This is a genomic window from Streptomyces sp. DT224 (assembly GCF_049844595.1).
GTDB lineage: Bacteria > Actinomycetota > Actinomycetes > Streptomycetales > Streptomycetaceae > Streptomyces.
Genome location: NZ_JBNCLI010000006.1, coordinates 95364 through 111721, shown reverse-complemented (window position 1 = coordinate 111721; position 16358 = coordinate 95364). Strand labels below are relative to the sequence as shown.

At 71.0% G+C, this 16358-nt stretch carries 11 protein-coding genes; all 11 read left to right on the top strand.

The features are described 5' to 3' along the window. The first annotated feature begins 40 nt into the window (after positions 1-40). The 11 genes from ACLQ2N_RS16135 to ACLQ2N_RS16085 all read left to right on the top strand — a co-directional run bounded on the left by ACLQ2N_RS16135 (position 41) and on the right by ACLQ2N_RS16085 (position 16294). Positions 41-1678, top strand: a complete 1638-nt coding sequence (locus ACLQ2N_RS16135) for a major capsid protein (protein ID WP_425813432.1) — start codon at positions 41-43, stop codon at positions 1676-1678. Positions 1679-1759: 81 nt separating this feature from the next. Then, complete coding sequence (locus ACLQ2N_RS16130) at positions 1760-2599, top strand: cupin (RefSeq protein ID WP_425813430.1); 840 nt, start codon at positions 1760-1762, stop codon at positions 2597-2599. Next, on the top strand, positions 2596-3021 hold the full coding sequence (locus ACLQ2N_RS16125) for a hypothetical protein (RefSeq protein WP_425813428.1): 426 nt from the start codon (positions 2596-2598) through the stop codon (positions 3019-3021). The genes ACLQ2N_RS16130 and ACLQ2N_RS16125 overlap by 4 nt, the downstream gene beginning before the upstream one ends. Positions 3022-3023: 2 nt before the next feature. Next, a complete protein-coding gene (locus tag ACLQ2N_RS16120) occupies positions 3024-8537 on the top strand; it encodes a hypothetical protein (protein ID WP_425813426.1) in 5514 nt (1837 codons plus the stop codon). 29 nt (positions 8538-8566) lie between these two features. Further along, complete coding sequence (locus tag ACLQ2N_RS16115; RefSeq protein ID WP_425813424.1) at positions 8567-12124, top strand: hypothetical protein; 3558 nt, start codon at positions 8567-8569, stop codon at positions 12122-12124. After that, the gene (locus ACLQ2N_RS16110; protein ID WP_425813422.1) at positions 12124-12597 is read left to right on the top strand and encodes a hypothetical protein; all 474 of its coding nucleotides are present in this window, start codon (positions 12124-12126) and stop codon (positions 12595-12597) included. The genes ACLQ2N_RS16115 and ACLQ2N_RS16110 overlap by 1 nt, the downstream gene beginning before the upstream one ends. A gap of 74 nt (positions 12598-12671) precedes the next feature. Next, positions 12672-13145 (top strand): hypothetical protein, encoded by a 474-nt coding sequence (locus ACLQ2N_RS16105; protein ID WP_425813420.1) that lies wholly within the window; start codon positions 12672-12674, stop codon positions 13143-13145. An 81-nt stretch (positions 13146-13226) separates the two neighbouring features. Then, positions 13227-13451 (top strand): hypothetical protein, encoded by a 225-nt coding sequence (locus ACLQ2N_RS16100; RefSeq protein ID WP_425813418.1) that lies wholly within the window; start codon positions 13227-13229, stop codon positions 13449-13451. Between the two features lie 56 nt (positions 13452-13507). Further along, the gene (locus ACLQ2N_RS16095) at positions 13508-14560 is read left to right on the top strand and encodes a hypothetical protein (RefSeq protein WP_425813416.1); all 1053 of its coding nucleotides are present in this window, start codon (positions 13508-13510) and stop codon (positions 14558-14560) included. Positions 14561-14876: 316 nt separating this feature from the next. Further along, the gene (locus ACLQ2N_RS16090; protein ID WP_425813414.1) at positions 14877-15581 is read left to right on the top strand and encodes a hypothetical protein; all 705 of its coding nucleotides are present in this window, start codon (positions 14877-14879) and stop codon (positions 15579-15581) included. A gap of 29 nt (positions 15582-15610) precedes the next feature. Next, on the top strand, positions 15611-16294 hold the full coding sequence (locus tag ACLQ2N_RS16085; protein WP_425813412.1) for a hypothetical protein: 684 nt from the start codon (positions 15611-15613) through the stop codon (positions 16292-16294). Positions 16295-16358 lie beyond the last annotated feature (64 nt).

Below are 16358 nucleotides of genomic sequence, written 5' to 3'. Positions count from 1 at the left end.
GCCGGGCAACTCCAAGATCAATCACAGGAGTGCCCAGGCCATGGCCGACTTCGAGATCCCCGAGGACGTCACCGCCCTCTCCGACGACGAGCTGAACCGGGCCCTTTCCGGGGCCGTCGAAGCCTTCGACGCGATGTCCCAGTCCACGACCGTCAGCACGGACGACCTCCAGTCGCTGCGCGCGCTGGCGACGTGCGTCGACACCATCCGCACCGAGCAGGCCAGCCGCCGCGAGGCAGCCGAGCAGGCCGCAGCCGAGATCGACGCCCTCGCGGCGCAGGTCCGTGGCGGCAACGCCGACGCCGAGACCCCGGAGGCCCCGGAGGGCGAGGAGACGGCCGCCGCGGTCGTTGAGGAGCCCGAGCCCGAGCCGGAGCCCGCCCCCAGGGTCACCGCGGCCACCGTCGTGCAGCGCCCCGCGCTCGACCTGTCCGGCGTGCGCCGCCGTCAGCCCCGCGTCCTCCCGGAGCCCCCGGCCCCGGGCACGAGCATCACCGCGGCGGTCGACGTCCCCGGCTACGCCCCCGGCCAGCCGCTGAACTTCGACGGCATCACGGCCGGCATCATCTCCCGCGCCAACGCTTTGAAGACCGCGGGCGGTGGCGTGGGCCAGGTCATTTCGTACCGGCATCCGTACTCGCAGGACCTCATCGTCACCGACTCCTCGTCGGCGCCCGAGGGCACCACGGTGTCGATGCACGCCTCCAGCCAGCGGCGCCTCCCGGAGAAGGACCTCGTCGCGTCCGGCGGCTGGTGCGCGCCCAGCGAGACGATCTACGAGCTGACCGACACGTCGTGCCCCGCCATGCTGTGGGACGCGCCGGAGATCCAGCTCGCGCGCGGTGGGCTCAGGTACTACAAGCCGCTGTCGCTCGACGTGTCCGCGATGACGTGGGTGCACACCGAGGCCGACGACATCAGCGGCGCGACGAAGCCGTGCTTCACGATTCCGTGCCCCGACCCGGTCGAGGTTCGCTGTGACGCGGTCGGCGTGTGTCTCGAAGCGGGCATCCTGACGCAGCGCCACTTCCCCGAGCTGGTCGCCTGGTACCTGCGCAACGCCATGGTGGCGCACGAGATCCGCATCAGGAGCGTGCTGTACCAGCAGGCCCTCGACACCGCGACCCCGGTCGTCCTCCCGGCGACGTTCGGCGCGGTCTCGGCCGTGTACGCGGGGATCGCCCTCCAGGCCGCCGACATGATCGAGCGTCACAGCCTCTGTGAGACGACCGCCCTCGAAGTGGTCTTCCCCTGGTGGGCGCGGAACGCCTTCCTCGCCGACATCGCCCGCCAGAACGGCAAGGACATCTGCGAGATCGACCCCGGGTGCATCCAGGACGCGTTCGCGCGTCTCGGCGTCCGTATCCAGTGGGCGCGGAACCTGCCGCCGGGCGTCCCGACCGACATCGGCGCGCCGACCCCGGCGACCGACTGGCCTGCCGAGATGCAGGTGCTGATGTACCCGGCCGGCTCGCTCCAGATCGGCCGTGGCGAAGAGGTCAACCTCGGCGTCATCCACGACAGCACGAAGTTCTCGACCAACGACTACACCGCCCTTTTTGCGGAGGAATGTGTCGCTCTGGTCGACCGGTCGGTGGACACGCGCGCCATCACGATCCCGATCTGCCCGTCCGGCACCACCGGCGGTCAGACGGCGCTGACCTGCCCGATCGCCTGACCCTCGCCCGCCCCCAGTCGTGCCGGGCCCGTGACCTGAACGCGGGCCCGGCACACCCCAGTTTGAGAACGGAGGCGAGCGATGGCGGGCATGAGGAAGTACGTCGAGCCGATCCCCGGCGAGCCGCTGCCCCACGGAATCCTCGGCGCCTGCACCGATATCCGCGACGTGGACGACGTCCACGAACTCCTCGGCATCGAGTGGCTGGCGCTGGGCTGCTGCCCGGTCAACGTCTGGCGAGACCCCTGCCTCAGCGAGGAGTCGCCGGGCGAGGAGTCCCCGGGCCCGCTGCAGAAAGAGTTTTGCCGCCCGACCGCCGAGCACGCCGACCCGATCACCGTGTACTCGGGTGCCGAGTGCTCCACGATGGGCTGGTCGTACGCCGAGGCCCGCGCCCACGCGGAAGCGTCCCTGGCCCTCGGTGAGCAGGAAGCCGTCGAGGCCGGGTTCTGGTCCGATCACCTGGCCATGAACGCCACCGACCTGACGCCGGACGCCGGGCCGGTGAACATCGCCCAGGGCGTCGCCGCCCTGGAAGGCTGCCTGGCAGAGCAGTACGGCGGCCGTGGCGTCCTCCACGTCCCGGCCGGCGTCGCCGCGCTCCTCGGCTGCTGCAACCTCCTCAGCGAGGACCCCGCGAGCGGCAACCTGACCACCCTCGCCGGGAACTGCGCGATCATCGGCGCCGGCTACTCGGCGATGAACACCGGCCCCGGGAACCTGCCCGCCGACCCGGGCACGGCCTGGCTCTACATCACGGGCCCGGTCGTCATCCGTCGTGGCCCGACGATGACGATCCCGGACCGGCCCGGCGCGACCGTGAATACCCGAACGAACGACCGGCGGGTCCTCGTCGAGCGCACGTACGTCGTCGCGACGACCTGCAACGTCTGCGCTATCCAGGTGGTGACCTGCCCGTGAGCGACTTCATCCAGATCCGGCCTACCCCTGAGCGGCGCGTCGAGTTCGCGCGGTGGGCGGTCGCCCAAGACCCGAAGGTGCGGACGGTGGCCTCGGCGACGTTCGCCGTCCCCGCAGCACTGTTCGCAGGCATGCCCGAGGCCGTACTGATCGGCGCAACCGTGGACGGCCACCGCTACGTCTCGCCCGAGGAGGACCAGGAGCAGGCCGGCGAACTCCTCGGCGTCGCCACTGCGGCGGCCTTCACCGAGACCCCCGCGGCCGAACCCGGCGAGCCCTTGCCCAAGGAGCCGGCCCCCGGCGCCGTCGTGAACGACGAGGACGCCCCGGAGGGCGTTTTCCCCTGCTCCGGCTGCGACCGCGAGTTCACGACCGAACGCGGCCGGGACACCCACCAGCGCCAGAAGCACCCGGAGGACTGACGATGCCGGTCGAGCCCATCCCGTGCGCCGACGGCAGCAGCACCCCGGTAGAGGTCACTACCTGCTGCTCCCCGTCGATCGCTTCGGCGCCGCTGTGCCGCGCGGACGGCTCGACCGTCCTCGCCGTTGTCCGGTCCGGGTGCGTGGAGTGCGGCGAGGTCGCCGAAGACCCCGCGTTCGTCGGGTGGCTCGATGCCGCCGGCGTCTTCACTCCGGGCGCCCTCCCCGCCGACGCAGGCCCGTGCGACGCCGGATGCGTCGACACGGTGTGCCGTCAGCTCTGCGACGACACGGACGGCGACGGAGCAGCGGACGCCACCTACAGCCAGCTGTGGTGCATCCGCGTCGATGGCACCGCCGAGCTGGTCCTGACGTACCAGGACGATCCCTCGACCCCGTACGCCCCCGTGGCGCCCGTCGACTGCGTCTACGGCTCCCAGGAGTCGGAGACCGTCCCCCTCTGCGACACCAACCCGGACGGCGTCACGACACCGTTCCTACGCCGGTACACGTTCCTGAACGGGACGGCCACGTACGAGGACGTCGCCCTGGACGGGCAGACCCCGCACATCGTGACCGGCACCGTCGGGCTCTGCGACAGCACTGCCTCCTGCGCGGAGCCGACGACACCGGCCGCGACCCTCGGCCTCTGCCTTGCGGACGGCACCCCGATTGCCGTAGTCCTCACCCGCGGCTGTGACGGGGCGGTCACCCAGGACGGATGGCTCAACCTCACCACCGGCGCCTACACGGCCGGTGACCCGCCCGTCGGGACGATGGCGTGCGGGAACCCCCGCTCGATCTCGACCACGGGGACCTTCTGCGACGTCGCCCCGGACACCGGCGATGTCCTCGGCCTGGTCCTCATCGAGTACACCTACGGTCCGGACGGTGCGGTCGCCTCCGTGCGCCTGGTCGACGCCACCACCGGCACCACATACGTCCCTCAGGGCGAGGTCACCACCTGCCCGGCCGGGGTGGAGCAGCCGGAGCGCGACATCGTCCAGCTCTGCGACACCGCCACCGACGGCACAATCGTGGAGTTCCTGCGCGACTTCGGGCGCGACGAGAACGGCGCCATCGTCGGCCACACCGACTACCTCCTGGACGGCGCCGCGTACGTGCCGACCGGCACCGTGGGCCGCTGCCCCGCCACGCCCTGCCAGAACTGCGACACGGTCGTCCTCTGCGACACGAGCAGCAGCCCGCCGGCGACGATCGCCGGGCCAGCAGCCTCCGGGACGCTGTCCAACGGCGTCACCTACGCCGTCACCGCGCCCAGCCCGTTCACCCCGGGACGGCAGAGCGACGGCGCGGCCTGGTGGTCCACGGCCCTCTTCCCCAACCCGGTCGTCCCGACCACCCGCTGGACGTTCAACCAACCGGTGAACGTCGACTTCAGCGTGGCCATGGTCTTCTCACCCGGCACCGCAGCCGGGGAGAACACGGTCCAGCTCCCCCTGAACGCTGTCCCGTTGAACCTGCCAGCCGGGTACAGCTACAACCAGACCACCCACGTTTTGGCCGCCGGCCCCCAACTCGCCGCCGCTGGCTGCACCCTCAACGCCCCCACCCGGGCGGCCAGTGCACGCTTCCGGGTCACCGGCGTGTCCACCTTCACGCTTCAGTACCTCGGGCCCCGGGTCGTCAGCACCGAGTGCCGACGGTTCGGGACGTGGGAGTTCGGTGCCCTGGACGTGAGCCTGGGCGGGCAGTTCCAGCGCACCGTGTGCCGGGACTGCACCGGCGCCGTCGTCTCCTCGACGGACACCCTTCTGGACGGGGAGACGCCGTACACGCCGGTTGGGCTCGTCGGCGTCTGTCAGCCCGAGGCGCAGGAAGGGGCCCCTTGCCGGGACTCCTCCTCGACGCTCCTGTGTGACACCGCCACGCAGGAGGCGGTCACGGTCCTCGACCCGGCGAACAGGCCCGGCGCGGACGGGTGGGAGATCGTCTCGTACACCGGCTACGGGGCCGGGTACGGGCCGGAGGCACCGATCCCGTATCCGGCGCCCCACCCGGCTGGGAACCCCAACTACATGGGCGTCAGAAGCGATCTCACGATCGGCCCCGGCCCCGGGTACGCAAGCTACGAGACAGCCCCGGTCCGTTGGGTGATGAGGAAGACGTTCACCGCGCCGGAGGACGGCATGGCGGTCGTCTCCTCGGCGAACTTCCGTGGCGACGGAGGCGCCCGCGTCCGCGTGAACTCAGTCGACGCCGGCATGTACGGGCAGTGGAACCAGCCCGCCACCAGCGGAACGGCACAGATCCCCGTCACCGCCGGGCCCAACGTGGTGGAGGTCGAGGTCCGCGACGGCGGCGGCCAGAACTACATCATGGGCCGCCTCGACATCGTCATGACCCGCACGGTCCAGTTCATGCGGCGCACCGTCGTGGACTGCGAGACCGGCGAGTCCGTCGCGGTGGCCGACACGACCCTCGACGGAGATCCGTACACCGTCACGGGCGAGGTCGGGCAGTGCGAGCCCGTCGCGCAGTGTTGCGAGCAGCCACCCCCGGAGACCCGCGTCGACGTCGAGACGGTGCTCCTGTGCGTCCGCGACCAGGCAACCGGTGAAGTCCTCGACCAGGTCATTGCCGAGCGCGTCTACGACGACCAGAGCGGCGACCTGTCCGAGCAGCGCCTCACCGACCTGGACGGTGCCGCGTACACGCTGCCGGCCGGGGCGGAACTCACGAAGTGCCCCAGCCCCGACCGGATCACCCGTCAGGTCTGCGTGGTCGAGACCGGCAGCAGCGAGTTCCTGACGAACGCCGCCAACGCCACCAGCGGCCAGGACACGGACTGGACCTGGTCGCCCAACGTGGCCGGCCCCTGGCACCCGATGTACCGAGTCGCCTCCAATCCACTCTGGACTGCGGCCGACAGTGCACCGAACGCAGCGCACTGGGTCAGCCCGCACTCCAACCGGACCGTCTGCCCGGCCGCAGGGGAGACGTCCCCGCCGGTCCCAGGCACCTGGTTCACCCGCGCCTCATGGAACCTGCCAGCCGACGTCTCCCCGGACTCGATCCGGATCGCCGCGACCGCCCTCAACGCGGACAACAAGGTCGTCCAGTGGCGGCTGAACGACGGGGCGTGGCAGCCGGTCGGAGGCGGCACCCTCGCCGCGCCGGCATGGTCGTTCCCGCCCACCGCCGTCCCAGGCGGCCGGGCCGGACAGAACGACATCGTCGTGCAGATCACGGAGACGCAGCCCGCTGTCTCCTGCCCGTCGCCCAACGAGGCGGGGATGATCCTGCACGTCGTGGCGACCTACGACCACGCCCCCCAGGTGTGGGCGCAGATCATCGAGCCCGGCGGCCAGGCGTACTACCTGGACGAAAACGGCGACCGGCAGAACTCCATCCCGGCCGGCCACCGTCTCGTCGCGTGTGGTGGTGGGGGAGATGCCCCGTGCTGCCCGCCGGAGGGCCGGGACATCGAAGTCGTCCCCATGTGCGTCGTGGACAACACCAGCGGCTCCGTCATCCAGCGAATCCTCGCCGAGGTCACCTACGACGTCGCCACCGGTGAACGGCTGGGTGTCAACTACGTGGACCCCCTCACCTGGGGGCCGGTCGCGCTTCCCGGCGGCACGCACCTTGACCTCTGCCCGGACGCGCAGCCCGAGCAGGAGTGCCACAACGCCAACACGCTGCTGCTGTGCGACCTGCCCGCCGACGGGATGCCCGCCCCGGCCGTCACGGACACGAGCGGAGCGCCGTACTACCCCTACACCACAGGCGTCCCTGCGTCTGGGGCTCAGGCGCTCTGGGACGGCGGCACGCTGTCCCTCCCGGCCGCTGCGGGCCCGCAGCCCGGGACGGGCGGCACGGTCCGTACCGCGGCGGCGATCATCCAGGCACCGCGGCCGGTCTGTGACGCCGGCACCGCCCGTGTCACGGTGAGCGTCGATGCGGCTCAGCTCGGCCCTGACGCAGGTTGCGCCAACACGGGTTTCCTCGGGCTCTACAACGGCACCAGCGAGCGGGTTGCCCTTGCGCTCGCCCCGCTGAATACGGCTGCAGGATGGTCGGGGACGCTGAGCGTGGAGGCGGACGTCCCGGCCGCCGACCTCGCCGCAGGGAACGTGGCTGTCCTGCTCGCGTTCGACGCCTACGACGACAGCGGCACCGCCTGCCCACCCCCGCGCCGTACCGGGTGGGAGCTGTCCGAGTTCGCCGCCACCGTCGCCTACGACCAGACGGATTGCGCGGCGCAGTTCCTCCGTACCGTCACGGTGGACTGCGAGACCGGGGCGGTCACCGCAGTCACGGACACCACCCTGGACGGCGCCCCGTACACGGTCACCGGCGAGGCCGGGCAGTGCACCCCGGCCAGCAGCGGCGGCACCGTCGAGCGGTGCGGGGACACCCAGGTCGTCCAGCTCTGTGACTTGACCTACGACCCGCAGGCCCCGATCCCGACCCCGGCCGGTGACTTCACGCTGACCGGGAACGTCGTGGCCGGCAACGACGGTACGACCCTGTGGTTCGCTCAGGCCAACCAGCCGGCGACCGGCGTCGCCGAGCTGACCGTCAGCGGGCTCCTCCCCGCCACCCTGTACGAGTTCCGTTTCGCGTCCGCGTGGATCGGGGCCGGCGGGTCCGACCCGGTGGGCAACGCCGCGATCTACCGCCTGGACGTCCTCGACGGCACCACAGTCCTCGCCACGAGGACACGGAACGTCTCCAATGGGTCGGCTGTGTTCCCGGGCGGGACGCTCACCGAGGACCTGCCGCCCGTACCGTTCATCGCCCCTGCCACCGGCGCGGTCACAATCCGGTTCACCGACCAGACGACCGGCGGCGGCGCCAACGACCGCGACCTGTTCCTGATGCCGTTCGAGGTACGGACGGCGGCGCTGACCGTCACCCGCACCCCGTTCCTGCGGCGCCTCACCTTCGACTGCTTCGGCGGCCTCACCTCGTCCCAGGACCTCGAACTGGACGGCATGACGCCGTACACAGTGGCCGGCGAGGCCGGGCAGTGCACGGCAGACGGTGACGGATCATCCGTGACGGTCCCCCCGTGCGACGCGAACCACGTGATCGAGGCGTGCCGCTGCGACGACGCCGACGGGGACGGCCTCCCCGACGTCAGCTACGTCGAGCTGCTGGGCATCGACTGCGACGGAGCGCTGACCAGCCTCGGCACGTACACCGACGGCCTCACCGCCCCGTACACGCCGGTCTCCCCGGTTGACTGCAACGTCGCTGACGACGGCGCTGACCCGGCGTTCGGTGTCCAGGCTCACCGCCTGGAGCTCCCTGCGGGTACGGGGCCCTGGGACGCCGCGGCCGTCCCGACCCTGCAATCCGTGACCGCTGTGGCGCACGGCGGGACCGGCACGATCACGACCGCCGACGGGGCGAGCACCCTTCACACGGGAGAGGCGGCTACCTGGAGCGTCGGCCGCGACGTCGACGCCTCCCTCACCGGGCCCCTCACCATCGCCGCCGACAGCGGCACCGTCACCGTCACATGGACCCAGGGAGTACAGCTGTGAGTGGATGCTGCGGGCAAGGGCCCGTCATCATGGCCGGAGCGGCTGCAACCGCCCGGGTCGACGTGGAGGCCGTCCTCCTGTGCGACACCCTGACAGACGGCACGGTCGCCGGCGTCGCTCTCGTCGAGCCCATCTACGACACGAGCAGCGGCGACCGCGTCGGCACTCGCACCGTGGACCCGACCACCGGCGCCGCATACACGCCCGTCGGCACGCTTCAGCCCTGTCAGCCGGACGGCTGCAACGCCACCACGTCCGTCCTGGTCCTGTGCGACACCGCGGCGGACGGCACCGCCACCCAGTTCGTACGGGCCACCACCTACGACTGCGAGGGCGCGCTCCTCGCCACCCTCGACCGCACCCTCGACGGGGCCGAGTACGCGGTCACCGGGACCGTCGGCGTCTGCCCGACCGCCCCGGACTGCGAGTCCCCGACCACGCCCGTGACCTCCGTCGGCCTGTGCCTCGCGGACGGCACGCCGATCGCGGTGACCGTCGTCCGTGACTGCACGGGCGCCGTTGCCAGCGAAGGATGGATCAACCTCTCCACCGGGGCATGGTCGGCCGGTGCAGTCCCGGCCGGCACCGTGGCCTGTGGCGAGTCCCGCTCGATCCAGGTGAGCGGGACGTTCTGCGACGTGGACGACGCCGGCGAGGTCCTGGGCCTGGTCCTCGTGGAGTACACCTACGACGACACCGGGGCCGTGGCCTCCGTGCGCCTGGTCGACGCCGTTACCGGAGGCACCTACACCCCGACCGGCACCGTCACCGTCTGCCCGGCCGGGGGCGCGCAGCCGGAGCAGGACGTCATCCAGCTCTGCGACGTCGCCGCCGACGGCACCTCGACCCCGTTCGTGCGGGACTACCGCCGGGACGAGAACGGCCAGATCGTCGGGCACACGGACTACCTCCTCGACGGCTCCGCGTACACCCCGGCCGGAGAGGTCGGCGTCTGTACCGAGACCTGCCGGAACTCCTCCACGGTGCTGGTGTGCGACGTGCCGGCCGACGGCTCGTCGGAGATCACGCCGACGCTCGTGGACAGCAACGTCGCGGCCGTCGGACAGAGCCAGTTCCAGAACCACCCCGGCCCGTACGCGGCCCTCTGGTCGGGCGGCACGTTCCTCTACCCGGCGGGTGCTGGTCCGGCGCAAGAGCACCTGGCCGCGACCGGGCAGATCACCGCGGACCTCGCCGGGTGTGACGGGGCGTCGGGCACCCTGACGATCTCCGTGCGCGTCCGGAACGACGGCCCGGGGACGGGGCAGGCGTGGGACGGGGCGCTGCGCCTCTTCCGGGGGACAACGGCACTCGCCACTCACAACGCGCTGGAGTGGGCGCCGTCCGGCTGGCAGGGGGCGCTCACGGTGTCCGCACCGGTCACGGCCGCCGACATCGCGGCGGGCGATATCCGTGTCGCGCTCATGCTGGAGACGTTCCACCTCTCCGCCAAGAGCTGGACCGCCGACCAGTTCACCGTCTCCCTGGAGCTGGAGGGCTGCGCGGTCACCAGCAGCACCCAGTTCCTCCGGACGCTCGTCACGGACTGCGCGACCGGGGAGACTGTCGAGACGGTCGACACCACCCTGGACGGCGCCCCGTACACCGTCACCGGCACCGTCGCCCAGTGCACGCCCACCGCGCCCGCCGACCAGTGCCGGGACTGCGAGGTCGTCGCCCTGTGCGACGTAGCCGACGGGGAGGAGCCGCACAGCTTCCTGCGCACGGTGTGCCGGGACTGCACAGGGGCGGTCATCAGCGTCCTCGATACCGAGCTGGACGGCGTCACCGCGTACGGTGTGAGCGGCGCGGTCATCGACTGCGGGGCGGTGAAGGACTGCCCGACGAACTACGCCTCTGAGTGCTGGTCGCTCGTCGAGGCGCAGGTGTCCTACGACAACACGGCGGGGAGCACCTGCGGCAGCATCAGCCCGAACCCGCCCCAGTGCGCCGGCACGTGGGTGATCACGTCGTGGGTGATCGACGGTGCCGAGCAGATCACCACGCCGGTCCAGTTCACGGCCAACGGATGCGGTGGCAACCCCAACCAGTTCCACGGGGAGTGGGCGGCGGCGCTCGCCACGATCGACGCGTCCTCGTCGTGGGAGGCCGCCTACAACGCGGTGTGCCTGTGGTACATCCGCACGACGAGCGTCGACCCGAACCGGGTGTACGGGCAGATGCTCATGCACCGCACCGCGGCGCCGGGCACCGTCTACACGCTGGGCCCTGCCGCCTCGCGGACCGAGACGACGTTCTCCAAGCTGTTCACGCAGGAGTGCGACAACACGACGACGGTCTCCTGGACGGACGCGGACGGCAACGAGGTCGAAGAGCCCGAAGGGGAGCTGACGCCATGCATCGCCGCTGCGACCCTGTCGAGCGGAACGGCCGACCCGGACGAGTGCCAGGCTGCCGCAGTACAGACGATCCGGCTGTGCGACCTCAACCCGGACAACCCGCCGAACGCTGACGGTCTGGTCTGCGCGACGCCGTTCCTGCGGCACTTCGTCTACGACTGCGCCGGCACGGCCACGTTCCACGACACGGAGCTGGACGGCGTCACGGAGTACACGCCGGTCGAGGCGGTCGACTGCGGCGAGAGCGCGCCGAGCCTGCGCGAGCAGGTGTGGAATACAACCGCCGTGGCGCAGGACCCGACCAACCCGCTCGTCTTCACGTACACCGTCGCCAACAGCGAGGACCCGTCGCAGACCGGCACGGTCAGCATGACCGCCAGCAAGACGTACGGAGGAGGCTGCGGCGGCACAGCGACGGCCCCGGTATGGAACGGGCCTGTGACGTTCACGTTCGAGCCGGACGCGACTGTCCTCGCCCTGGCCGACGTCCTCCGCGTCGATGCGATCGACTGGGACGAGTGGGAGGACAAGACCCTGTCGCCCGCGCCCAGCAGGGTGGAGTCGGACCTCGGGCACGTCCTGAACCCGGGCAACCGCTGGCACACCCTGGCCTCCAACAACCTGGGGCACTTCTACTTCGACGGCCCGCCCACCACAGTCACGATGGGCAACAGGAACGACGGCGGAGGTCTCGCCTGCCTCGCCCCGGCCTTCGGCTTCATCACCCTGGTCGCGGGCCCGCCCTGCGGCGGGGGCGCGGAGCTCGACCACATCGTTCAGCCCCTGTGCGACGTCGCGGCGGCCGGCACGACGCCGTTCCTCCGCCACTGGTCCGTCAACAACTCGACCGGCCTCCTGACCGCGCTGGCCGACACCACCCTCGACGGGACTACCGCGTACGCGGTGACCGGCACGGTGACGGTCTGTGGCCAGCAGCCCGACGCACCGGTCCTGACGGGCGTACGGCGCGTCACCGGCAGCACGGCGGTGCAGAACCTGAAGACAGAGTTCCCCGGCCTCCAGTCGGTGAGCCTGTCCGTCGTGGCCGGAGCGGTGAACGCCGCGATGAGCAACGGCACGAGTCAGGCCATCCCGGCCGGCGCGTCGGTCACCTGGTCCGTCGCGGACACCGACGACTCAAGCCTGGCCGCCGCCGGGTTCGCCGGCGTCACGGCCACAGCGGACTACCTGCTGGTGTGGACCTACAAGGGAACGGCGGCAGGCTGATGACTGGGACCTCCTCCTCTCTGCGCCCGACGCCTTCGTACGGCGAGGTACTGCTCCCCGGGCCCGTCAGCCTGGTCGCGGCGGCTAACGACAGCTGGGTGAACACCGGGCTCTCCGTGAACCTCCCCGCGGCCGGTACGTACGAGGTCACTGCCACCGTGCGCTCCTCGATCGCCCGGGGAGCGGCGGCCGGCCCGTTCGCCGTGAACATCTCCGCCCGCCTCTACAACGTGACCGCCTCTGCGGCGATGGCTGGCACGGACTACACGGTCCAACAGGTCAACGAGGCGAATCCGACGTCCGGCCAGTCGACATGGGTGTCCCTGGGCACCTTCCACAAGTTCGTGACGGTGGCCGGGCCGGTGACGATCCGGCTGGAGGCGTCCCGGAACACGATCAACGGCACTGCTGTGAACGTCACCGGTATCCAGCCCGGGAACAGTCGTCTCGCCTTCACGAAGATCAGCGACTAGACGGCCGCCAGGCCCGCTGTGCAGCCCGCGGCGGGGCCTGCGCCCATCACCCCTACCGCCCGAGGAGGCGCCTCATGTCCGGTACCAGCGGGAGCGTGGCAGCGGCAACGCCCGATGACGAGTACGAGGTTCTGTGCGATGAGGACGGGTCGTTCCTGCGGCGGTACAGCACCGCGGATGGGGCGACCGTCACCACGGACACCGAGCTGGACGGCGTCACCGCGTACACGCCGATCGGGGACGTGGTGCGGTGCGGTGCCGCGCCAGCCCCGGCCGCCAATCCGCAGCTCACCTCCACGGCACAGCGGCAGACGGGTGCCGGTGCGGTGACGATCGGGGCCGGTGCCCGGTCGGTGACGCTCGTCGTCTACGCCGGTGCGCCGACTATCAGCATCGGCGGTGCGGCGGCCGTCCCTCTCGCGGCTGGCACGTCCCTGTCCTGGGGCGTCGACCAAGGCGGCCCGGATGGCGAAGAGCTCGCGGATGCGTTCACGTTCGCAGGCGTGGCCGGGTCGGACTTCCTCGTCACGAGTACGCGCGAGGCGTAGGTGGCCACCGAGGGCGCGTACGTTCGGCCGACCCCGCGGACTGAGCGGGCGACCGGCGTGACCGATGGGTCGGGGAACGTCGTGTTCACGTGGCCCGCCAGCGCGTTCTCGGCGCCACCGGTCGTCACTGTCACCCCGCAGGGTGCAAGCGCGTTCCGGTCGTGCTCGATCACGGCGAACTCGGCGACGTCGACCACGGTCAACGTGCAGGTGTCGGCCGGCGTCACGCTCCTCGGCATCGGGGTCCTGGCGGTCGGCGCACCGGCCGCCGGGGTCACTGTGCACGCGCACGCCGCTGGTACCTGAGACCCGATTCGACAGGCCATTACTGGCTCCGACCAGCGTTCCCCAGGAGTGCATTCATGAGTACCTGCTGCGGACCGACCCGTTGCACCTGCCGCCTGAAGGCTGGCCCCGGTGTCACCGTCGACGGCAACGGCTCGGCCTCACTGCCCTATGTCGTGTCTGCCGGTGCCGCCGAGCCGACGGCCGTGCGGGCGGCCGACACGGCGACCATCGATACGGAGATCACCGGAACGGGCACAACGGCTGACCCGTACGTCGTCAGCAGCGCGGTCATCCTCGACCCCGCCCCGCCCGGTGGCGGGGACCAGCTCATCCAGTCCGGCCCTGACGGCCTGTCGCTGGAGTGCGCCGATGTTCGAACGTGCTTCACCGGCGGCGACGGCATCGCGTACGACGAGGCCACTGGTCAGATCTCGGCACAGCTCTCGGACGGCGCGGGGAACGCGGTCAGCTTCGGCACGGACGGCGGGCTGTTCGTGCCGCCGGCCGCCCCGCCGGAGGTTGGATGCGGTCTCCAGGGCGACGGCACCGCGGCAACACCGCTCGCAGCGTTCCCGATCGCGGGCGAACAGCCGTGGGCCGACGACTGGGACTGTGACCCGGTGGCGAATTCGACGCTCAAGTGCGACCCCAGCAGCGGCGCTCTGTGGACTCCGCCCGAGCACGCCAGCGCGGCCGTCACGATCCAGCAGTCCCATCCCATGGGAACGCCTACCGTCGCGGTCACCACGGGGTTCGTCACCGTCGACAGCAGCGCCTTCGCCGAGGGTTCATACACCGCCAATTCGCTCAGCGCGTGTCGGGGCATCTCGTTCGACACGGCCTTTGAGGGACATGTGCAAGTGAGCTGGCCGGCGAACGCCCAGTTCGAGCTCGGCTACGCGATCCAGATCAACGGCGGCGCCCTGGCCGTGCGGGTCCTCTACGGCGTCTACGCCAACGGCCCGGCCCGGCACGAGCGCCACAGCTTCGGCGTCTCCCAGGCGGCCGTGCTGCCCCCGCACACGGGCTACGTAGTGCGGGTCTATCCGGCTGTGCGGGTGATCGCCGGGTCAGTGACGTTCCAGCAGTGGATCACCGACACCAACCTCATCGCCGTAACCAGGTAAGGAGCTCGACAGGTGCGCTACTTCGTGAATGACCAAGGCGGATGGATGTCCCTCAGCGGCGACGGCGATGTCCTCGCGAACGTCCCCGATGACTACCGCGAGGTCACAGAGGCCGAGTTCAACGAGGCGGCCGGGACCGCCTTGATCCCCGCCCCGCCGAGCTGACGGTCGCCGGGCGTGAGCGGCGTCCTTCCTGGGCTGGTCGGGGCAGCTCCGCCCACGCATGAAGCCCCGTGACGGTAGGGCCCGCGCAGCTATGCTGATGGCGGTTGCTGGTTTTGGGCCGGACCGCCAACAGATCTGTTGGAGGGCCCACATGCCATCCCCGCTCATCGCCAACCTGGACACCGTCCGCGTCACACGAGTCGACTCGTGTGGCCGCCCCGTCTGCGGTGTCGACAACGGATTCACGTTCGACTGCCTGGCGTCTGTCGCGATGAACCCCAACACCGAGGACGGCGAAGACGTCTCCTACAAGGCCGCCAACGGCCGCCAGTGCGGGTTCAAGCGCGGCTGCCCCACGTTCAACGGCTACGACGTCGAGGTGAACTTCTTCTCGGTCTCGCCCGAGTTCCTTGAGATCACGACCGGTAACCCCGTGGTCTACGGCTACGACGGGAAGCCGATCGGCTACGACGACTGCTCGCTCCAGTGCAACTCGGGTTTCGCTCTGGAATTGTGGGCCGAGGTCCTGGGGGAGGACCTGTGCACGGCCGACGGCACCGGCGACGGGGCCTGGATCTACTTCCTGCTGCCGTGGGTCACCAACGGCATCCTCGGCGACCTGGAGGTCGGCTCGGAGGCCGTCACGTTGCAGCTGACCGGCGCCACCCGGGCCGGGGGCGGCTGGGGGCGCGGCCCGTGGGACGTCATCGCCACCGACGCAGCCGGCACCGCGGGCCCGCTCCTCACCCCGCTCGGCTCGACCTGCCACCGGCGCACGCTCATCACGACGATCGCACCTCCGGAGCCGGCCGCCGACTACGTCGACGTGACGGGTGGCCTGTGCCTGGCGTCCTGACCCCCGACGGGCCGGACATCGTCGTGCCGGTGAGGCAGGGAGCCGTCAACGAGCAGCTGCGGTACGCGCTGCGCTCATGGGCGGCCCACCTGCCTCACCGGCATGTGTGGGTGGTCGGCGGTCGGCCCCCGTGGCTGCGCGGTGTTCACCACATCGGGACCTCGCAGACCGGCACGAAATATGCCAACACGACCCGGGCTGTGCGCGCGGCGTGCGAGCACCCGGATGTTTCCGGGACCTTCCTGCTCGCGAATGACGACATGTTCGCGATGCACCCCGTAGACGAGATGCCGGTCCTGCACCGGGGGCCTGTTCGGGGGGTCGAGGCGTACTACGCGACCAGGGGCAACGGCTCGTACCTGCAAGGGCTCCGGGAGACCCGAGACCTCCTCGTCGGCCTCGGCCACCGCGACCCGCTGTCCTACGAGCTGCATGTCCCGCTGCCGGTCACGAAGGCGGGGATGCTGCACGCCCTCGACATCGGCCGGCACCTGCCCGTCCTGCACAAGCGCACCGCGTACGGGGTGCTGGCAGGCATCGGCGGCACGGAGATGAGGGACGTCAAGGTCCTGCACCGTGCGCCCCGGGAGTTCGGGCCCGAGAGCGCGTGGCTGTCGACCATGCCCGACGCCTTCCAGAACGGGGCGGTCGGCCAGTTCATCCGCCGAGCGTTCCCGCAGCCTGGCCCCTACGAGAAGGGATGGCGGCCGTGACGTTCCAGGTAGGGCCGTGCGACCCGTGGCCAACCGATCTGTGCTGTGACGTGCCAGAGGGCAT

Coding starts and splice junctions, on each gene's coding strand:
- ACLQ2N_RS16105 (WP_425813420.1), top strand. CDS start 12,672: ATGTCCGGTACCAGCGGGAGCGTGGCAGCGGCAACGCCCGATGACGAG.
- ACLQ2N_RS16090 (WP_425813414.1), top strand. CDS start 14,877: ATGCCATCCCCGCTCATCGCCAACCTGGACACCGTCCGCGTCACACGA.
- ACLQ2N_RS16115 (WP_425813424.1), top strand. CDS start 8,567: ATGGCCGGAGCGGCTGCAACCGCCCGGGTCGACGTGGAGGCCGTCCTC.
- ACLQ2N_RS16130 (WP_425813430.1), top strand. CDS start 1,760: ATGGCGGGCATGAGGAAGTACGTCGAGCCGATCCCCGGCGAGCCGCTG.
- ACLQ2N_RS16120 (WP_425813426.1), top strand. CDS start 3,024: ATGCCGGTCGAGCCCATCCCGTGCGCCGACGGCAGCAGCACCCCGGTA.
- ACLQ2N_RS16135 (WP_425813432.1), top strand. CDS start 41: ATGGCCGACTTCGAGATCCCCGAGGACGTCACCGCCCTCTCCGACGAC.
- ACLQ2N_RS16110 (WP_425813422.1), top strand. CDS start 12,124: ATGACTGGGACCTCCTCCTCTCTGCGCCCGACGCCTTCGTACGGCGAG.
- ACLQ2N_RS16095 (WP_425813416.1), top strand. CDS start 13,508: ATGAGTACCTGCTGCGGACCGACCCGTTGCACCTGCCGCCTGAAGGCT.